Annotated in this window: 18 protein-coding genes; 3 read left to right on the plus strand and 15 right to left on the minus strand. The window is 33.4% G+C overall.

Going from position 1 to position 18561, the window contains the following annotated elements; genetic code table 11:
• Window positions 1–27: 27 nt before the first annotated feature.
• Both TTHE_RS08155 and TTHE_RS08160 read right to left on the minus strand, forming a co-directional pair.
• A complete protein-coding gene (locus TTHE_RS08155; RefSeq protein WP_013298117.1) occupies window positions 28–339 on the minus strand; it encodes a hypothetical protein in 312 nt (103 codons plus the stop codon).
• A gap of 338 nt (window positions 340–677) precedes the next feature.
• Complete coding sequence (locus tag TTHE_RS08160) at window positions 678–1856, minus strand: FprA family A-type flavoprotein (RefSeq protein WP_013298118.1); 1179 nt, start codon at window positions 1854–1856, stop codon at window positions 678–680.
• A 135-nt stretch (window positions 1857–1991) separates the two neighbouring features.
• Between TTHE_RS08160 and TTHE_RS08165 the strand changes: the two genes are divergently transcribed.
• The gene (locus tag TTHE_RS08165; protein WP_013298119.1) at window positions 1992–3344 is read left to right on the plus strand and encodes a hypothetical protein; all 1353 of its coding nucleotides are present in this window, start codon (window positions 1992–1994) and stop codon (window positions 3342–3344) included.
• 25 nt (window positions 3345–3369) lie between these two features.
• On the opposite strand, the gene sspI is transcribed toward TTHE_RS08165, so the two are convergent.
• Together sspI and TTHE_RS08175 are read right to left on the minus strand one after the other, a co-directional pair.
• Entirely contained in the window at window positions 3370–3570 is a 201-nt protein-coding gene (sspI, locus tag TTHE_RS08170) for a small acid-soluble spore protein SspI (protein ID WP_013298120.1), read from the minus strand.
• An 83-nt stretch (window positions 3571–3653) separates the two neighbouring features.
• Window positions 3654–3926, minus strand: coding sequence for a pro-sigmaK processing inhibitor BofA family protein (locus tag TTHE_RS08175; protein ID WP_013298121.1), 273 nt, complete (start codon window positions 3924–3926; stop codon window positions 3654–3656).
• A gap of 142 nt (window positions 3927–4068) precedes the next feature.
• Here TTHE_RS08175 and TTHE_RS08180 point away from each other — a divergent pair, with 142 nt between their 5' ends.
• Entirely contained in the window at window positions 4069–4875 is an 807-nt protein-coding gene (locus TTHE_RS08180; protein ID WP_013298122.1) for an undecaprenyl-diphosphate phosphatase, read from the plus strand.
• A gap of 50 nt (window positions 4876–4925) precedes the next feature.
• On the opposite strand, the gene TTHE_RS08185 is transcribed toward TTHE_RS08180, so the two are convergent.
• From TTHE_RS08185 to TTHE_RS08200, 4 genes are all read right to left on the minus strand, one after another.
• The gene (locus TTHE_RS08185) at window positions 4926–5447 is read right to left on the minus strand and encodes an O-acetyl-ADP-ribose deacetylase (RefSeq protein WP_013298123.1); all 522 of its coding nucleotides are present in this window, start codon (window positions 5445–5447) and stop codon (window positions 4926–4928) included.
• Between the two features lie 67 nt (window positions 5448–5514).
• Window positions 5515–6165, minus strand: a complete 651-nt coding sequence (locus TTHE_RS08190; RefSeq protein WP_013298124.1) for a hypothetical protein — start codon at window positions 6163–6165, stop codon at window positions 5515–5517.
• 24 nt (window positions 6166–6189) lie between these two features.
• Complete coding sequence (locus TTHE_RS08195; RefSeq protein ID WP_013298125.1) at window positions 6190–6924, minus strand: glycerophosphodiester phosphodiesterase; 735 nt, start codon at window positions 6922–6924, stop codon at window positions 6190–6192.
• A gap of 13 nt (window positions 6925–6937) precedes the next feature.
• A complete protein-coding gene (locus TTHE_RS08200; protein WP_013298126.1) occupies window positions 6938–8617 on the minus strand; it encodes a B12-binding domain-containing radical SAM protein in 1680 nt (559 codons plus the stop codon).
• 135 nt (window positions 8618–8752) lie between these two features.
• Here TTHE_RS08200 and TTHE_RS08205 point away from each other — a divergent pair, with 135 nt between their 5' ends.
• Entirely contained in the window at window positions 8753–9979 is a 1227-nt protein-coding gene (locus tag TTHE_RS08205) for a M48 family metallopeptidase (RefSeq protein ID WP_013298127.1), read from the plus strand.
• Window positions 9980–10025: 46 nt separating this feature from the next.
• On the opposite strand, the gene TTHE_RS08210 is transcribed toward TTHE_RS08205, so the two are convergent.
• From TTHE_RS08210 to TTHE_RS08240, 7 genes are all read right to left on the minus strand, one after another.
• Window positions 10026–10916 (minus strand): DUF1002 domain-containing protein, encoded by an 891-nt coding sequence (locus TTHE_RS08210; RefSeq protein ID WP_013298128.1) that lies wholly within the window; start codon window positions 10914–10916, stop codon window positions 10026–10028.
• A gap of 82 nt (window positions 10917–10998) precedes the next feature.
• Window positions 10999–12375 carry a glycosyl hydrolase family 18 protein gene (locus TTHE_RS08215; protein WP_013298129.1) on the minus strand — a complete coding sequence of 459 codons (1377 nt, stop codon included), beginning with the start codon at window positions 12373–12375 and terminating at the stop codon, window positions 10999–11001.
• A gap of 295 nt (window positions 12376–12670) precedes the next feature.
• On the minus strand, window positions 12671–13330 hold the full coding sequence (locus TTHE_RS08220) for a redox-sensing transcriptional repressor Rex (protein ID WP_013298130.1): 660 nt from the start codon (window positions 13328–13330) through the stop codon (window positions 12671–12673).
• 539 nt (window positions 13331–13869) lie between these two features.
• Complete coding sequence (locus tag TTHE_RS08225) at window positions 13870–15366, minus strand: acetyl-CoA hydrolase/transferase family protein (protein ID WP_013298131.1); 1497 nt, start codon at window positions 15364–15366, stop codon at window positions 13870–13872.
• A gap of 98 nt (window positions 15367–15464) precedes the next feature.
• Window positions 15465–16643: an acetyl-CoA C-acetyltransferase gene (locus TTHE_RS08230; RefSeq protein ID WP_013298132.1), complete on the minus strand. Its 1179-nt coding sequence runs from the start codon at window positions 16641–16643 to the stop codon at window positions 15465–15467.
• 21 nt (window positions 16644–16664) lie between these two features.
• Entirely contained in the window at window positions 16665–17510 is an 846-nt protein-coding gene (locus tag TTHE_RS08235; protein ID WP_013298133.1) for a 3-hydroxybutyryl-CoA dehydrogenase, read from the minus strand.
• Between the two features lie 57 nt (window positions 17511–17567).
• Window positions 17568–18560, minus strand: coding sequence for an electron transfer flavoprotein subunit alpha/FixB family protein (locus tag TTHE_RS08240; protein ID WP_013298134.1), 993 nt, complete (start codon window positions 18558–18560; stop codon window positions 17568–17570).
• Between the last annotated feature and the right edge of the window lies 1 nt (window position 18561).

An 18561-nucleotide genomic window follows, 5' to 3' on the forward strand; every position in this document is an offset into this window, starting at 1 on the left:
AAAAAAAGAGGAGCCTTGCTAAGCTCCCTACCTGATATTTAAATATACTTTTAAATGATCTTTTATTTCATCGCAAATATCATCGCCAGCGTTTATAATTATATTGTTGCCATCTACTTTATATTTAAAATCAGAAAATCCTTTGTTTAAAAGATAATCTTTTACTGCATTTAATCCGCCGTCTCCCTGCGCAATAAGCACTTTGTCTCCAATGAAATCTCCATTGACATAAACATTCATTGTGTCCTGTGATTTCTTCAATGCTGTATCTCCTTCATAAGTTGCAAACGCACTTATGATCCCCGGAGCTATAGTATTTTGTCCGTTTAAATTAATCATGAAATCACCTCACAGGATATTCTATACATCTTTAAATAAAGATATTCCCTAAAAAGTTTATCATTTGATAAATTTTTTACCATCTGTAAAAAATAAATTCTAATTAAAGAATATATTGAATAATACATGTTCAAGGTATACCCTTAACAGCATCTCTCAATAAAACAATGACTTGAAATACTACAATGGCTGCAATCATAAAAAAGTTTTTAAAAGACTTTCTATCAGATTTCAAGTTGACCATTCTTCGTTAATATCTTTTCTGATTTTTATTGTCAAATCGTAAAATTCTCTTTTCAAAGATTATTTCTAAACATTAAATAAGAGCAGTAACGCTCTTATTTAATGTTTGTTTCTTTATGCTTTTCAACTATAGTATCTGCTAATTCGTCTAGCAGTTTAAAATCTGCCTCTTTAGGTAGGCCTTTTATAAATACTGGAGGTATCACTTCAACTTTTAAATTTGTGATCATGCTGGACAGTTGATCGACAGCTTTTCCTCCCCAACTGTAGGACCCAATAATTGATAAAAATTTGGTTTTTGGCTTCAAGGCGTTTGCAAGGTATGTCGCATAAATGACTTGTGGATGTGCTCCAGCTAAAACCGTTGGCGTCCCTACAACGATCGTTGCAGCGTCAACTAAAGACATAGCAAGTTCTCCTAAATCTGTAACTGTTAAATCAAACGGCTTTACTACTACACCTTTTTGTGAAAGCACAGCAGTCAAATAATCTACCATGGCTTTTACTGAGCCATGCATTGTAATATACGGTATAACGACTATATTCTTCGGATCGTCGTATACCCAGCTGTTGTAGGCATCAAATATAAATTGAGGCTTATTGTAAACCGGTCCGTGAGAAGGTGCTATGTAATCTATTTTTAAATTCTTGATCTTGTCAAGATTCTTTTCTATGAAATTCCTAAACGGCATCATTATTTCTGCATAATATCTTTTTGCAGAATTATAAACAAGACATTCATCTTCCGCAAAAAGCTCTGATGTTGCTAGATGTGAACCCAGAAAATCACATGTAAAAATTATACTATCTTCCTCAAGGTATGTAAACATCGTCTCAGGCCAATGTACCCAAGGTGCATGAATAAACCTAAGGGTTTTGCCTCCCAGTGATATTCTCTCATTGTCCTCAACTGTATTTATCTTGTCTTCAGGAATATGTAAAAGATCCATCAAAAATGTCTTCGCTTTTGGCGTACATATAACTTTAGCCTCAGGATATTTTTCAAGGACAAATGGAATACTTCCCGAGTGGTCTTGCTCAGAGTGATTTGATACCACATAGTCAATCTTAGGAACGTCATTTAGCTGCTCCATTAATACATCTAATTTCATTGGATCAACAGTATCTATCAATGCTACCTTTTCACTGCCTTCAACAAGATATGCATTATAGCTTGTCCCTGCAGGCAGTGGAATAAGTGAATCGAATAATCTCCTTTCAAAATGCACAGCTCCAAGTTTTACTACTCCATCCTTAATTTTCATTGGTTTCATTTTGATTACCTCCTCGTTAATTATTATTTTAACACATCTATAATAATTTTTCCAAGTAATATGCAAAATATGTAAAAAAATAAAAGTATAAAGACATCACAATCTGCAAAATCTAATTAAAAATGAGGTGTTACAATGGTGGGGATAACTAGCACGCATATTGTGTACTTAATTTCAATTATTGTTATTTTTATATTTATGCTTTTGCGCAAAGATATCATATTTCTGTGCATACTGGGCATTTTAGCTGTAGCAATGTCACAGACAAAAAATATATTAAAATCGGTAGAAATACTATATACAGCTATATTTGTATCAGGCAAAGAATTATGGCAAGTAATACTAATAATATCTCTAATAATAGCAATGTCCAGGGCTCTTGATGATATCGGAGCTGATGTAGTTATAACAAAGCCATTTTTGCGTTTTCTGAACACGCCAAGTAAATCGTTTTGGATCATTGGTTTAATGATGATGCTTTTATCTTTTTTCTTATGGCCGTCACCTGCCGTAGGATTAATTGGCGCTGTCTTGATCGGTCCTGTATTAAAGTCCGGTTTTGATGAACTAAGTTTTGCATCACTAGTAACTATATTCGGCTTTGGCTCTGCCTTATCAGGAGACTTTTTCATACAAGGCGTTCCGTCTGTAACAGCTAAAACGCTGGGTATTCCCACGTCAAAGTTGATTTTAAGCAGTCTACCTGTTTGGGGTGTAACATCTTTGGCTACAATAATTATTTTTTACTTTGTCACGATGAAAAAGCTTAAAAATAAAAAAAATAACGATAAAGCTGACAATAATGTAGGTAAAAAGAAAATATATAAAGAAAGTTACATTATATCTATTGTCAGTGTTATATTTTTTGCTGTCGATACTTTTTTAATGTACGTTCTAAAAATAAGAGGAAACGCAGCAACAGCACTTATTGGCGGCTCTGCAGTAATTATACTTTTAGCATCATCGATAGTGCAGAAAGATTTTTTGAATAAGGTAAGAGAATATTTAAAAAGCGGTTTTTTATCTGGCATCAGGACTTTCGCTCCAATAATACTTATAAGTGCTTTCTTTTTTCTTGGAGAATTAACAACTGCCAAGCAAGTAATTGGTCCCGAAGCCAAAGGATATTTAATGGACCTTGGATTATATCTTTCAAAGCACATTCCTTTAAATAAATATACTGTAGCTTTAATGCAACTCTTAGTCGGAGTATTGACAGGATTATCAGGTTCAGGATTTTCAGGGCTGCCATTGGTAGGTGCACTGTCTAAAACTTTTGCACACACACTTAATATCAATTCATCATTGCTTGCATCATTGGGTGAAATCACTTGTATATGGGTCGGTGGTGGTACAATAATCCCATGGAGCGTAGTACCAGTGACAGCAATCATAAAAGTTGACCCCGACTCAATTGTAAAGAGAAATCTATTTCCTGTAATCATCGGATTAATTTGCGGATATATTGTTACAGTTTTGCTATTATAAATAAAGGGTATCTTAAGATACCCTTTTATGATATTCCTCTCATGACATAATCCATCATATTGTTTTTCTCCGCATCGTTCATTTTTTCCCAAGCCGCTTCAAATATTATGCCTAAACCGGGAATTGCATTTTCTTCCTTAGTATCTACAGCATCCTGTATAAAGCCTTTTATTTCATCCTTTGAACGATTTTTTAAATTATCAAGCACTATTCTTCTTATGTCCATATTTAATACCTCCATTCATATTTACTATTATTATTCCATATTAAAACAACAATATTAGACATAAAAAATAAACCCAATAGGGTTTATATGACGATTTTAAATATATACTTTAAAACAAGTAAAACAATTATACCTGGTATTCCAAAGACGCCTGCTATAAAAGCATTTATAAGATTAATCTGCAATGTTAACCCAAAAATAGAACCAAAAAAATTGAAAATTAAGAGAAAAACATAACCTATTATTGAATTTAGTACAAACTTAAATAATATTTTAACTGATTTTCCAAAAAGCCAGACTATAAATGCAATTATTATGATGCCAATTACAAATGAAAGAAATCCCGGCAAAAGCACAAAACCACCTCACAAATATTTATACACCTATTATATCACATTAAAATAAGATTAGAACATACAACAATGTGTTGAATTATAATTGATAATAATATAAAATTAAATAGTGTTTAACATATTAATGGTAAGGAGTCGGTATTTTATGATTCTTTTGGTTAAAGCATTTATACTTGGTATTGTAGAAGGTTTAACTGAATTTTTGCCTGTTTCATCGACAGGACACCTCATAATAGTAGGTGACTTATTAAATTTTAAAGGTGCATATGCCACAATGTTTGAAGTAGTCATACAGCTTGGCGCTATTCTGGCTATCGTCTATTATTACAGAGAAAAGATTTGGGATTCTCTTAAAAATCTAGCTCCAAACAAATGGGGATTTAGATTATGGTTTAAGATTGTCGTCGCTTTTATACCATCCGCAATCTTAGGGTTGCTGCTGAATGACTATATTGACAAACACTTATTCTCATCATTTACCGTATCAATAGCACTGATCATAGGTGCAATAATGATGTTGATTGTTGAAAATGCCTTTTCTAATTATAAAATTGATGACATGGACAAAGTAAGCACCAAAAAATCTTTTTGGATTGGTGTTGCACAGTGCATGTCGCTTTTCCCAGGTATGTCTAGATCTGCCTCCACAATAATGGGAGGGATGATGGTCGGTCTATCTGTAAAAGCAGCCGCTGAATTTTCTTTCTTCCTGGCAATACCAACTATGCTTGGTGCAACAGTCGTCTCCCTTCATAAAGGAATAGCTTCAATGACTGCGTTAGAGTGGGAAGCATTGGCAGTAGGTTTTATAATGTCATTTATAGTCGCACTGATAGTCGTTGATAAGTTTCTTTCTTATCTTAAAAGCCATCCATTAAGACCTTTTGCTTATTACAGATTGATTGTTGGAATAATAATGATAGGGCTTGTCCTAACGAAAATAGTTAAATAATAAAAATTTATTTATCAGCAGGCCAATATTTGGTCTGCTTTTTACTTTATCTATAATTCATCATACGCCTTTGAATAAACATCATAATCGTAGTCACTAAATAATACAAATCTCACTTCTTTTATGTCACTTTTATCAAGATAATTTGATACAGCCCTTAGTGCTATTTTTGCAGCTCTATCAACTGGAAAACCATAAGCTCCAGTGCTAATAGACGGAAATGCTATCGTCTTTAAATTATGCTTGTCTGCTATCTTCAAACTCTCTATGTATGCACTTGCTAATAAGTTGTCTTCGTCACTATTTCCATCTTTCCATATAGGACCAACCGCATGTATTACGTAGCTTGCTTTTAGATTACCGCCATGCGTTATTACTGCTTTTCCTGTAGGACATCCTCCTTCTCTATTTCTGATTTCTTTACACTCTTCCTCTATTACTTTTCCACCTGCTCTATGTATAGCGCCATCAACCCCACCACCACCTAGAAGTCCAGAATTTGCGGCATTTACAATTGCATCAACTTCTTGCTCTGTTATATCTCCCTTTAGAAGCTTTATTTTTTCTTTCACATTATCACCTCGTCAAAATTCACCATAAGCAAGTTTTGAAAATCACAATCATAGTATACATGAAAAACTACTTCATATCAAGAATCCATTTAAGGAATTTAATTGATAAATCCTTATTCTGTGAATTAGACACAATCGCTATAACTTTGTCGTGGTAATCATATCCTATCTCGTCAAGATACTTGTTTTTCTTATTTAAATCAATTCCGTACGTACCTGCTTTAACATCCTTTGAAGAAGGCAACCTTTCTGTTTTAAAATCGCTTAAATCAAGTTCTTTTATAGAATCAAGATTCATAAATGCACCCTGTTTTGCTAATGCATTAAAATTGTCTTTGTCAAGGGCTATGATATTTACTTCTTGTGCAGATATTTTTACCATAAGTTTCTGTACAGATGTTGGATCAAGTTTATATTTTCCATCACTACCCTTTGTTAACATATAAAATTCAACCAATGCTTGTTTCTTGCCTTTATCTGTACCTAGCAACTCCCTAGTAACAGTACTTTGGAAACTCATCTCTTTATCAAAGTTTATTGACGTGCCTATTAATGAAAAATCAAATACATAATCTTTGTTATTTATAATTGAATTGACAAATGATGCTATTATCGCAATTACAACAACACCAACAATTATGTGTATCTTATAATAATCCCATATGTATTCTACTTTTTCTTTAAATGTCATATCTTTCATCCACTTGTTGGGCTTCATTTAGTATCCTCCTGTCATGAAAAACTAATTTATCTTTTTCTTTAAGTTTAGAAGCTGTTGTGGATCATTTGTAATGATTCCATCAACACCAAATCTTAACATTTTCTCCATTGACTCTACACTATCAACTGTCCAAGGAAATAGTTTAACATTATTTGATTTGCAACCCTTCACAACCTCAGGTATTATATTAAAGTAAAAAGGATGAAGTGAATAAGCATGCATTCTATTTGCTATATGCCATGGCTCCACAAGACCGCATTCATATAAAAGACCAATGTTTAACCTCGGCTCAATCTCTTTCACAATCTTTACACTGTAATGATTAAATGATGATATAAGCACCCTATCCTCAAAATCGTAATCAAATATACAATTCACTAATTTTTCTTCAATTCCCGGGTATAAGATCATTCCACTTTTTATCTCTATATTTAATAAGACATCTTTATTTTTTAAAAGTTCTAAAACCTCTGGTAAAGTAAGAATTTTTTCACCAGCAAATCTTTTGCTGAACTTTATACCCGCACTTAACCTTTTTAGTTCACTTAATGTATAATCTTTGACATATCCTATTCCATCAGTAGTTCTGTCAACTCTCTCATCATGTATAACAACCAAATGACCATCTTTGCTAAGCTGAACATCAAGCTCAATGCCATCCGAACCGATTTCAACAGCTCTTTTGAATGACGATAGTGTATTTTCCGGTGCATTCTTGGAATCTCCCCGATGTGCTATAACTAGCGTTTCAGGCATAATATCAATCTCCTTAATCATAAATTTTTGCACAATAGGTCTTGTCTTTGCAATGCAAAAAAGCAATATATACGCCTTTGTCATTTTCTCCTAAAATATCATGTTTAAAAAATCCTATTGAGATATTTTTGCCTTTCTCTGCGCTGGACATATTTTTTGCCAAAGGCAAATTATGCTGCAACCATTCATCATTGTGTAATAGCGATTTTACATTGTCAGGTATTTTCTGATGCAAATCTTTTAAACAGTTAGGATAAGCTTTGTTGTTTGTTGAGAACATGTAATCATACCTTAGATAATCTTTTATCAACATAGAATCTATTCTTTTAGAAACAGCAAACTTATACATTATGTCAAATAAATCATTTAAAGAATGTCTTCTATTAAATAAATTGTTACTCTCCCAATAATCGTACATCGATTTATATAAGTCAAAAGGTTCATCATAAAAGCTTAATAAGAAATTCAATGTTTTATTAAACCTTCCAGAGTTGTAATACTTATCTACCAAAAAAGCTATACTTTTTAATTCATGAAGTTCATAATACGACATTGTACTTGTCTTTAAAACCTCATATGGTGCATCACATCTAAATTCTATAAAGTATTTATCTGCATTTTTTCTTAAATCCGTTCCTTTTAAAAGCTTTAAAAATCCTAACTGAATCTCATCTGGATTTAATTTGTAAACATCATTAAATGAATTCGCAACTGATTTAAAGCTATCGCCCGGCAGTCCCGCAATCAAATCCACATGTACCTTTATACCGGCGTCCACAATAAGCTTTATACCATTCAGCGCACTCTCCACGTCTGGATTTCTAGATACTTTTATAAGCGTGCTTTTGTTTGTCGTTTGAATGCCGACTTCAAATTGAATTCTATCTTCTATGCCTTTTAAGCTGTCTATAAACTCTTTATTGATTAATTCAGGATTAACTTCACAGTGAAATACTGTATCGCCTTTCAATTCTCTTATTATGTTCAGTATCTCTATCGCCCTCTTTATATTGCTGTCAAAAGATCTGTCAATAAGCTTTACAATCTTTGCACCCATTTTTGATAGTGTTCTTAAATCAGCTTTTACTTTTTCAATGGTTGCATATCTTAGCCTATTGTCTAACGATGACAGGCAATACGAACATCTAAAAGGGCATCCCCTTGACGTCTCATAGTATACAAGCCTATCTGAAATTTCTTCATCTATGTAAGGGAATGGAATATCATCCAAATTAACATAATCAGTTTTTATCTTAACTATTATTTCTTCATTCTTCCTATAAGCTATGCCATCCAAATCATCCATACTTCTACTATTATAAATTCTTTCTAAAAGCTTTTTAAAAGCCAATTCGCCCTCGCCTAAGACAACAAAATCTATGTAGTTAGCTTTCAGTAAGTTCTCTGCATCGTATGATACTTCCGGTCCTCCAAGAACTACGATTATTTCTTCTCTTACTTTTTTTATATATTCACATAGCTTTAAAACCTTTTCTATATTCCATATATAGCATGAAAAGCCAACCACATCAGGCATCTTCTTTAATATTTCATATAATACATAATCAGTGTCATCATTTATTGTCATTTCTAATATATCTATCTCCATTGGCTGGCAGTACCACTTGATATTTCTTATGGCCAAATTTGTATGATAGTATTTAGCATTTAGTCCAACCAATAATGTCTTCATTTCTACACCTCTAAAAATAATCTAATATAATTATAGCATAGGAAAATCAAAATAAAGCAATAAATAATTTAATTTCCCATAAAGCATATAATATAATATAATCACAGTAATCTTTGAAGAAGGGATGTGATAATATTGAGCGTAAAGTTTAATAAAATATGGTTTTTGCTAACTTTTATAGCATTGTTATTTTCTTCATTATACCTATATTACACATTATCACCAAACACTGTTTCACCTGATGTTTACAAGTTTTTTTCTCATTACACAGTAGAAAAATCTATACCATATCACAAAGAAAGTAGGATAATAAATATCACTTCGTTTCTAGTCCAATTGATATTTCTATTATGGTTCGTCTTTGGAGGATTTGCTTTGCGACTTTCAAAAACGTGTGAAAGACTTAGTGGGGGAAATTACTATGTAGGTATCTTCATGTTCTTCATTGTACTGTGGGCAATCTTAAAAGTTTTATCATTGCCTTTCAGTTTGTATTCATTTAAGCTGCAGGTGAAATGGGGGTTCTCAGTACAAACGCTTCAATCTTGGTGGATGGATTATATAAAAAGCTCAGCCATCGATACTATACTATCTGGAATTGGAATAATTTTATTATTCTTTGCTATAAACAAATGGCATAGAACTTGGTGGATATTAGCATCTATTTTTCTTACAGCCATGCTATTTTTGCAAAATTTTATATGGCCATCATTTATCGCTCCTATGTTTAATAAATTTACACCTGTTACTGACCCTACTATTTTAAATATGGTAAATGATATATCAAAAAACGCAGGAATAAAAATTGACAGAGTTGAAGAAATGGATGCCAGCAGGAGAACTACGCTTGCAAATGCATATTTCTATGGTTTTGGCAGTACAAGCAGGATCGTTCTTTATGACACATTATTAAAAAAATACCCTCAAGATGAGATAAAAGCCGTAATAGCCCACGAAGCCGCTCACTGGAAAGAAAATCACGTTTTAAAAAGCATTTTAATAGGTTCGTTAGGAATTTTCATAATGCTTTTTATATTTGACATTTTATTAAAAACTAGTGTAACACAAACACGCAGCAGCAAGTTCGGACATTTTGTCATATCCTTACTTTATCTATTCGTACTTTTGATTAACTTTGATACAAATCCAATTCAAAATTATATCTCTCGGCAAATGGAAAGGCAAGCCGATCTTCTGTCGGTACAGTATCTAAACGATAAAGATATCGTCATTAAGCTTCAAGTTGACCTTGCAGAAAAAAGCCTATCAGACATTGAACCACCAAAATTTATAGAATGGTTTTCTTATACGCATCCCAGCACTATAAATAGAATAAGAGCCATCGAAAAGTCAAAGCTATAAAGTAAAATAAGGATGGACATCATCCTTATTTTACTTTAATCAAAATTTACAGCATGCTTAAAAGTTTATTAATGATATTTTGAAAAAACTGAAGAATTACCTTTATTATGGATTTTGATTCAGGATTTTTATTTACAAAGTCTTTAAATGATGTAGTAAGATTGTCAAGCCCGCTTTTGACTTTATCCCAATTTATATTGGCATTTTGTAATTTTCGAAGCAGTGAAACAAGGCTACTTATTTCGTCTTGCGTTAAAGTTATTCCTAGACTATTTGCAGTATTTTGTATTAAGCTTTTAAGCTCTGCATCAGAAAGTTTCCCTGTCTGCTTAGACATCTCTTCTTTAAGCCTTTTTAAAAGCTCAACTGCCTTTTCTTTATCACCAATCTTATCGCCAATCTGCCCAGTAGTTACCATCTCTTCATTTGCAATCTTTTTGATATCATCGCTTATGGGTTTTCCAGTTGCATCTTCAAATGCCTTTATTATACCAGTGAGTGCCGCCGTTCCAGACACGGGATACGGTGCAGAAACTTCAATGTCTGCATCTTCTACACCTGCTGTTATCAAAGCGTTTTTAAACATATCATCAGTAACCCATGTTATATTATGTGTAGTTACACTTAAACCAGAACCTTTTGCTTTAAATGTAATTAATGATGATGAAATAGCCTTAGACCCTATTACATTTGCAGGCAAGCTATCGCCTAAGTATTTGTGTTCCTCCTGATTTGTGACTTCTACTACATGTGTGTTGTTAATATTGCTAACATTAAAATCTTTAAGAATCTGATCTCTTTGGTCCTTGGTAAGATCATGGCCGAAAGTAACGTACTGCGTACCTGGACTTGTATCTGCAAATGCAACAGTAAAAATAGTTGCAAAAACTAGTAATATCGTTACTGTGATCTTAAGGTGATTCATAAATTTAAACATCGGCTAGCATCTCCTCCTAAATTTTATTTCCCTAAAATTATAATCATTTTATTTATTTTTTTCAAATGACAGATATATTAATTTATTGAATCTTTGTTATATCTTTATTTATAACATTCCATATATCAAAACCTTGAAGTTGACTTTCTGTAATTGTGCCGATCCTCCAGAAAGCCACACCTTTAAGTCTATACATTCTTGCAAGTTTTAGTTTCAAATCTATGCTGTCGCTGTTTTCAAACCATATTGTATGTTCTACACCATTTTTATTGTATATATAATTTGGCGACAAGCTACCTTCATCAAATCTGTAAGGTTGACCGCCAAGCTTATTTATTACCTCGTCTAATGTAAGCGATTGAGCTTCTGTATTACCAATCCAATCATACCCATAAAAATCAATTCCCAGCAAAGCTTTATCCGCCGGTATACCATTATTTAATGCATAATTTATTACTTCATCTACCCACCAATAAGGCGCAATAGGACCGGCGTCTGTTGATGAATTGCGGTAGTCATACGTCATAAGTATGACACTGTCAGATATGCTTCCAATAGCTTTAAAATCATATCCTTGATACCACGTTGTGTACGTCGTCATCGGAGGTACTGAGACCAATAATTTTAAATTATTTTTATCTGTCATTGCTTTCAATTCTTCTAAAAATAATGTAAAATTATCTCTATCAGAACCTTCTAATCCCTCAAAGTCTATATTTACCCCATCATAATTATAATTTAATGCAGTTTCGATAATGTTGTTTTCAAGATTGACACGCTTTGCATTATCACTTAATATAGAACTTACTATAGCTCTGTCACCCATTATCATAGCTGAAAGTTTTGTTCCGCTTTTATCAGCAATTTTTCTCACTTCTTCATACCCATCTGGCAATGATAGCTTTATACTCCCATCTTGATTTACATCAAACCAATATGTTGATGCTTCATTAAAATCATCGGCTCTCCTTTCAAATTGTGGATATGACCTAACCGCATAAAAGCCAACTATGTAGCACTTATATGGAGCTGTAGAAATATTTACAGTATAAGTACTTTCATCCCAATTGACATCCGCACCAAGTGCTTCGGATATAAACCTTAATGGTACCATTGTCCTTCCATTGACTATAAATGGTGCTTCATTAAGACTCTTTTTGATTCCATTTATGTATGCATTAGTATCACCTATAGTAAGCTTGACACTTTCCTTGCCTCTTGTACCTGTTACAATCTGTTTACTTACATCATAGTCAACTCTGGCACCAAGTTTTTCGAATATGTCCCTATATGGCACCATTGTACTGCCATTTTTAATAACAGCATTCTGTGTAAAGTTCATTTTTTGTCCATCGATATAAACTTTTATATTTGGCTGTGCATATATATTGGTTGATTTAAAGATTAGCAATGTTATACAAAGAAATGACAGTAGGACAAAATTTTTTAAGTATTTCACACTTACCTCTCCTTTAAAATTTTTAGATTGTAAATAATCGTACATTTTCTTCATCAATATTGTAAACCATAATTATATATCGTTTATAAATAATTTATTAAATTTAATATCTATACTATAGATGAAAAATTCACTTGTACAAATTACCATAATAAATTTGTATGCAAAAAACATTATAAAAAATAGAGACAAATGTTCACTTCTCATTATCAACCATAGAAGTGGAGCAAATGTCTAATAATAGAAGAATAACAGAAAATTCAACAATAATTCAGCACTTGCTGAAATTAAAATATTATTTTTCTTTCTTAATCCTTTTAAATAAATCATCTTCATTTAAGCGATATGATAATGTAAATAAGCTATCACTTAGCTGGACATTTTCAAGTATTACATCATCTGGTACTTTTAAATCAATAGGTGAAAAATTCCATATAGCTTTGATTCCGCATTTTGTCAGACGATCTGCTATAACCTGAGCATTGTCTCTTGGAATGCAAAGTATAGCTATATCTATTTTATTTGTAGCTAAAAAATCCTCTAGTATATTAATATCCATAATCTTTGCATCTCTTATTTTTATTTTAAAAAGTCTTGGATTTATGTCAAATATACCTTTTAAATTAAAACCAATTTCTTCAAAATCCGTATAGTTAGCAATAGCTTGTCCTAAGTTGCCTGCCCCAATTATAATTGTATTGTATGTTTTATCAAGACCTAGTATTCTTTTTAATGCATTGTAAAGTTTTATAACATCGTAACCATAACCTTGCTTTCCGAAGTTTCCATAATTATATAAATCCTGCCTAATTTGTGATTCACTAACACCAATCTTCTCACTTAATTCACTTGAAGATATCTTATTTACACTATTTTTTTGTAATTCTTTTAAACATCTATAATATGATGGCAATCTTCTGATTACATGCATTGATACAATTGCCGCTTTACTCATAAAATCCCCCCTTCATTGCTATTGGTAGCAATACTGACTACACTCTGTCACAAGTGGTGGGGTTTATTTTTAATATTCATAAAGCAGAAAATAAGTGAACCTACTCCATCCTCTATAGGATGGAGCTTCCTACTTCATAGACCGTTGCCTACTGTTATTCACAGCAGGTCTTACACAATCTCCATAGGCGTAACTTCGGGAGGAACCTTCCCTACAAAAATATAGAAATTCATCTCCCACCTATGGAGGATGGGAGACTTCTTTCAAGCCTTTTGTTAAAAATATTTATAAAGAAATCAAATATCTATCGTAGATAGTTCAGTAATTTTCTTATTCTAAGCTTCTTTATATTTTTTATCATTATTCAATTTTTTGTCACGACTTACATGGAAATCAACTTCATCCGTATTAAACTGGTTGACTCTCTCTTTTATGCTTTTACGATAAAAGTTTTTTAAAATCTTTTATAAAAATATAATTCACTTTAATTTAGAAATGAAGACTAACAACTATAATTTTCAGGTAATAATATAAATTTATCATATTTTCATACTACCTGTATTTGAATATCTTGTATGCCATAAAAATGCTTCATCGAGTAAATTCGGTGTTTGCACAGCGCCATGTTTTTTAATCGCTCTTTCATAATACTCCATTAAAACGTCTTTATAGTCGGGATGTGCACAATTTTTTATAATTGCTATAGCTCTTTCCTTCGGACTTAAACCTCTTAAATCAGCCAGTCCTTGCTCAGTTACTACCACCATGACATCATGCTCTGTATGATCTACATGTGATACCATCGGCACTATGCATGAAATATTATCATCTTTTGCTGTTGATGGTGTAGCAAAAATTGATATATAAGCATTTCTAGTAAAATCTGCTGAACCACCTATGCCGTTCATCATTTTTGTGCCTAATATATGTGTAGAATTTACATTACCGTATATATCCACTTCTATTGCTGTGTTAATTGATATAACTCCTAATCTTCTGATTATTTCAGGATTATTACTGATCTCTTGTGGACGCAATATTATTTTTTCTTTATATTTATTTATATTGGTATAAAATCTCTTAAGTCCTTCTTCTGAAAGGGTCAATGCAGTTCCTGATACTTTTTCTACCTTATCAGCATCTATCAAATCGAGAACAGCATCTTGTATTACTTCAGAATATAAATTCAAGTTGTTGTATTTTAATTCAATAAAACCGCCTAGTACAGCATTGGCTACATTTCCAATACCTGACTGCAATGGAAGAAATGTTTTAGGAAGTCTTCCGTGTTTTATTTCAGTTTGAAGAAAATCTATAAGATAATCTGAAATCTTTTTTGATGTTTCATTTATACTTGTAAGTTGTAACGTTGTATCTTTCATATCTGAAAATACAACTGCAGCTATTTTATCTGGATTGCATGGAATATACGGAACACCTATCCTATCACTAACTTTCGATATTGGTATCGGCTCTCTATATGGTGGATCTTTTGGCTCGTATATATCGTGCATTCCTTCAAGTTCAATAGGCTGTGATGTATTTATTTCTACTATGACTTTATCGGCCATATTTACAAATGTCGGTGAATTACCGACAGACATGGTAGGAATAATGCCTCCATCTTCTGTTATAGCAGTTGCTTCAATAATGGCGATATCAATTTTTCCTAAAAAACCATATCTTATTTGCTGTGGCATATGACTTAGATGCATATCAATAAATTTAACTGAACCATTATTTATAGCATTTCTCATGTCTTTATTTGTTTGATACGGAATTCTTTTATTGACTAAACCTTCCCGTGCGAAAGCACCATCTAATTCATCACCTACTATAGCACCTGTATAAAGATTTAACTTTATCTTTTCATTTTTATATCTTTCAGCAATTGCCAATGGTACAGCTTTAGGACCACCTGTTACAAAACCACTTGTACCTATTGTCATACCATCTTTTATCAATAAAGCTGCTTCTTCTGCCGACATTACTTTATTTTTAATTATATTGCATCTAATTCTTTCTTCAAAATTCATTGATAAGCCTCCCAAGAATCGTATTTTTAAATAGTAAATATACAATGTTAAAACCACATATGTAACATATGCTACATATGTGGTAAAGATATATTGTGCTATCTTTCGACAACCATTGCTATTCCCATTCCTCCGCCGATGCACAATGTTGCAAGTCCAGTATGCGAATTCCTCTTCTGCATCTCATATAAAAGCGTCACTAGAATTCTACATCCGCTGGCGCCGATTGGATGACCTATCGCAATTGCGCCACCATTTACATTCACTCTGTCCATATTAAATTTTAATTCTTTTGCAACAGCCAGTGATTGTGCTGCAAATGCTTCATTTGCTTCAATTAAATCTAAATCATCTACAGTTAGATTAGCTTTTTCTAATGCCTTTCTCGTAGCATATACTGGACCAATTCCCATGATGCTGGGGTCAACACCTGCATAACCAAATGATTTAATCGTTGCTAATGGCTTTATTCCAAGTTCATCAGCCTTTTCTTTTGACATCACAACTACTGCTGCAGCTGCATCGTTAATTCCTGATGCATTTCCAGCAGTTACAGTTCCATCTTTTTTGAATGCTGGTTTTAATTTTGCAAGTGCTTCAATTGTCGTATTAGGTCTCACATGTTCATCAACTTTAAATTCTATCGGTTCACCTTTTTTCTGCGGCACAATCACAGGAACTATCTCATCCTCAAATCTTCCTGATGATATCGCTTCTGACGCTAATTTTTGGCTTCTATATGCAAATTCATCCTGCTCTTCTCTTGATATGCCGTATTTTTCAGCAAGATTTTCGGCAGTGATTCCCATGTGATATTGGTTAAAAACATCTGTTAAACCATCATATACCATTTCATCTACAAGCTGGCCATTGTTCATCCTGTACCCAAAGCGAGCATCATTTAATATATATGGTGCTCTTGACATATTTTCCATTCCACCGGCTACAACAATGTCAGCATCACCAAGCATAACTGCCTGAGCAGCAAGTGTCACAGCTCTAAGACCTGATCCACATACCATGTTTACAGTCATAGCCGGAACTTCTACTGGTATGCCCGCTTTTATTTCAGCTTGTCTTGCGGGGTTCTGCCCAAGACCTGCCTGCAATACATTTCCCATTATCACTTCACTAACATCTTCAGGTTTCACATTGGCTCTTTTTAATGCTTCTTTTATTACTACAGCACCTAAATCTACTGCAGGTACATTTAGAAGCGTTCCACCAAATTTCCCGACAGCAGTCCTTACACCACTTGCAATAACTACTTCTTTCATGATATTCTCCTCCTTAAAAGATTATTTGTATTCAAAGAAACCTTTGCCAGTTTTTCTACCCAGCAATCCGCCTCTTACCATCTTTTTTAGAAGTGGATGTGGTCTGTATTTCGAATCGCCGTACTCTTCATAAAGCACATTCATTATAGCAAGAACGACGTCATTGCCTATCAAATCAGACAATGCCAAAGGTCCTATTGGATGATTTGCACCAAGTTTCATAGCTTCATCTATGTCTTCTGCAGTTGCAACACCATCGGCAAGTATTCCAATTGCTTCATTAATCATTGGGATTAAAATCCTATTTACAACAAATCCAGGTGCTTCTTTGACCTCTATAGGTGTTTTGTCTACTTTTAAAGCCAATTCTCTGACGACATTAAATGTTTGCTCTGATGTCTTTAATCCTTTTATGACTTCAACAAGTTTCATTACTGGAACTGGGTTGAAGAAATGCATTCCTATGACTTTCTCAGGTCTTTTTGTCGCACTTGCTATTTCTGTTATGGATAGTGATGATGTATTTGACGCAAGGATTGTTTCCATTTTGCATATTTCATCTAGCTCTTTGAATATTTGTTTCTTGAGATCCATATTTTCTATAGCCGCTTCAACTACAAAATCTGCTTCTTTTGCGTCTTCCAAATTTGTTGTACCTCTGATTCTGCTTAAAATTTCGTTTTTCTCATCTGCTGTAATTTTCCCTTTGTCAACATTTCTTTGTAAATTTTTTTCAATTGTGCCAAATCCTTTTTCTACGAACTTCATATCAATATCGCGTAAAATTACTTCAAAGCCATTTTGTGCAAATACTTGAGCGATGCCTGAGCCCATTGTTCCAGCACCTATTACACAAATCTTTTGCATAAAAACACACTCCTTTTTATTTTTATTAAGGTCAACTGTCAAACTGATCAGCTGCCTTTATTTTAACTTTTTGATTTCCTCTATTAATACTGGTATTACTTTGAATAAATCCCCGACTATGCCGTAATCAGCAAATTTGAAAATCGGCGCGTCAGGATTTTTATTTATTGCGACAATAGTACCTGAGTTGCTCATACCTGCTAAATGCTGTATTGCACCACTAATTCCGCAAGCAATGTACAGCTTTGGTCTAACTGTCTTACCTGTCTGGCCAACTTGATGGTCTGATGTTATCCACCCAGCATCAACTGTTGCACGAGATGCGCCAACCACGCCTCCCAGTACGTCTGCAAGTTCTTTTATGATGTTAAATCCATCAGGTCCTCCAATTCCACGTCCGCCTGAAACGATAATGTCAGCTTCTTCAAGGTTCACTACATTTTTTGCTTCTTTTGCTATGCTCAATATCTTAGTTCTTATATCACTTTCATTAATATCAGCATCAAATTTAATTACTTTTCCATCTCTTGTATCATCTCTAATAGCTCTTTTCATGACTCCAGGCCTTACTGTCGACATCTGTGGTCTTTTGTCTGGACATTTTATTGTTGCCATTAAGTTTCCTCCAAATGCCGGCCTTGTTTGCAGTAGCAGTCCATTTTCGTCAATATCTAGCCCTGTACAATCTGCAGTAAGCCCTGTCATAAGTCTAGATGCTATCCTCGGTGCAAGATCACGACCTATAAAAGTTGCTCCATAGAGTATGACTTCTGGTTTATACTCTTTTGCAAGCTCAGATATTGCCTTTGCATAGCCCTCGGTTGTGTAATTTGAAAGAAGAGGATTGTCTACAACATAAACTATGTCAGCGCCAAAACTTATAAGATCTTTTGAAAGATTTTCTACATTGTGCCCTATTAAAACAGCTCCAACATTAACGCCTTTCTTGTCTGCAAGCTTTCTTGCCTCACCTAATATCTCGATGGCAACATTCATAAGTTTTCCATTTCTTTGTTCTGCAAAAATCCATATATCTTTATAATCGTTCATC

Source organism: Thermoanaerobacterium thermosaccharolyticum DSM 571 (assembly GCF_000145615.1).
Classification (GTDB): Bacteria; Bacillota; Thermoanaerobacteria; order Thermoanaerobacterales; family Thermoanaerobacteraceae; genus Thermoanaerobacterium; species Thermoanaerobacterium thermosaccharolyticum.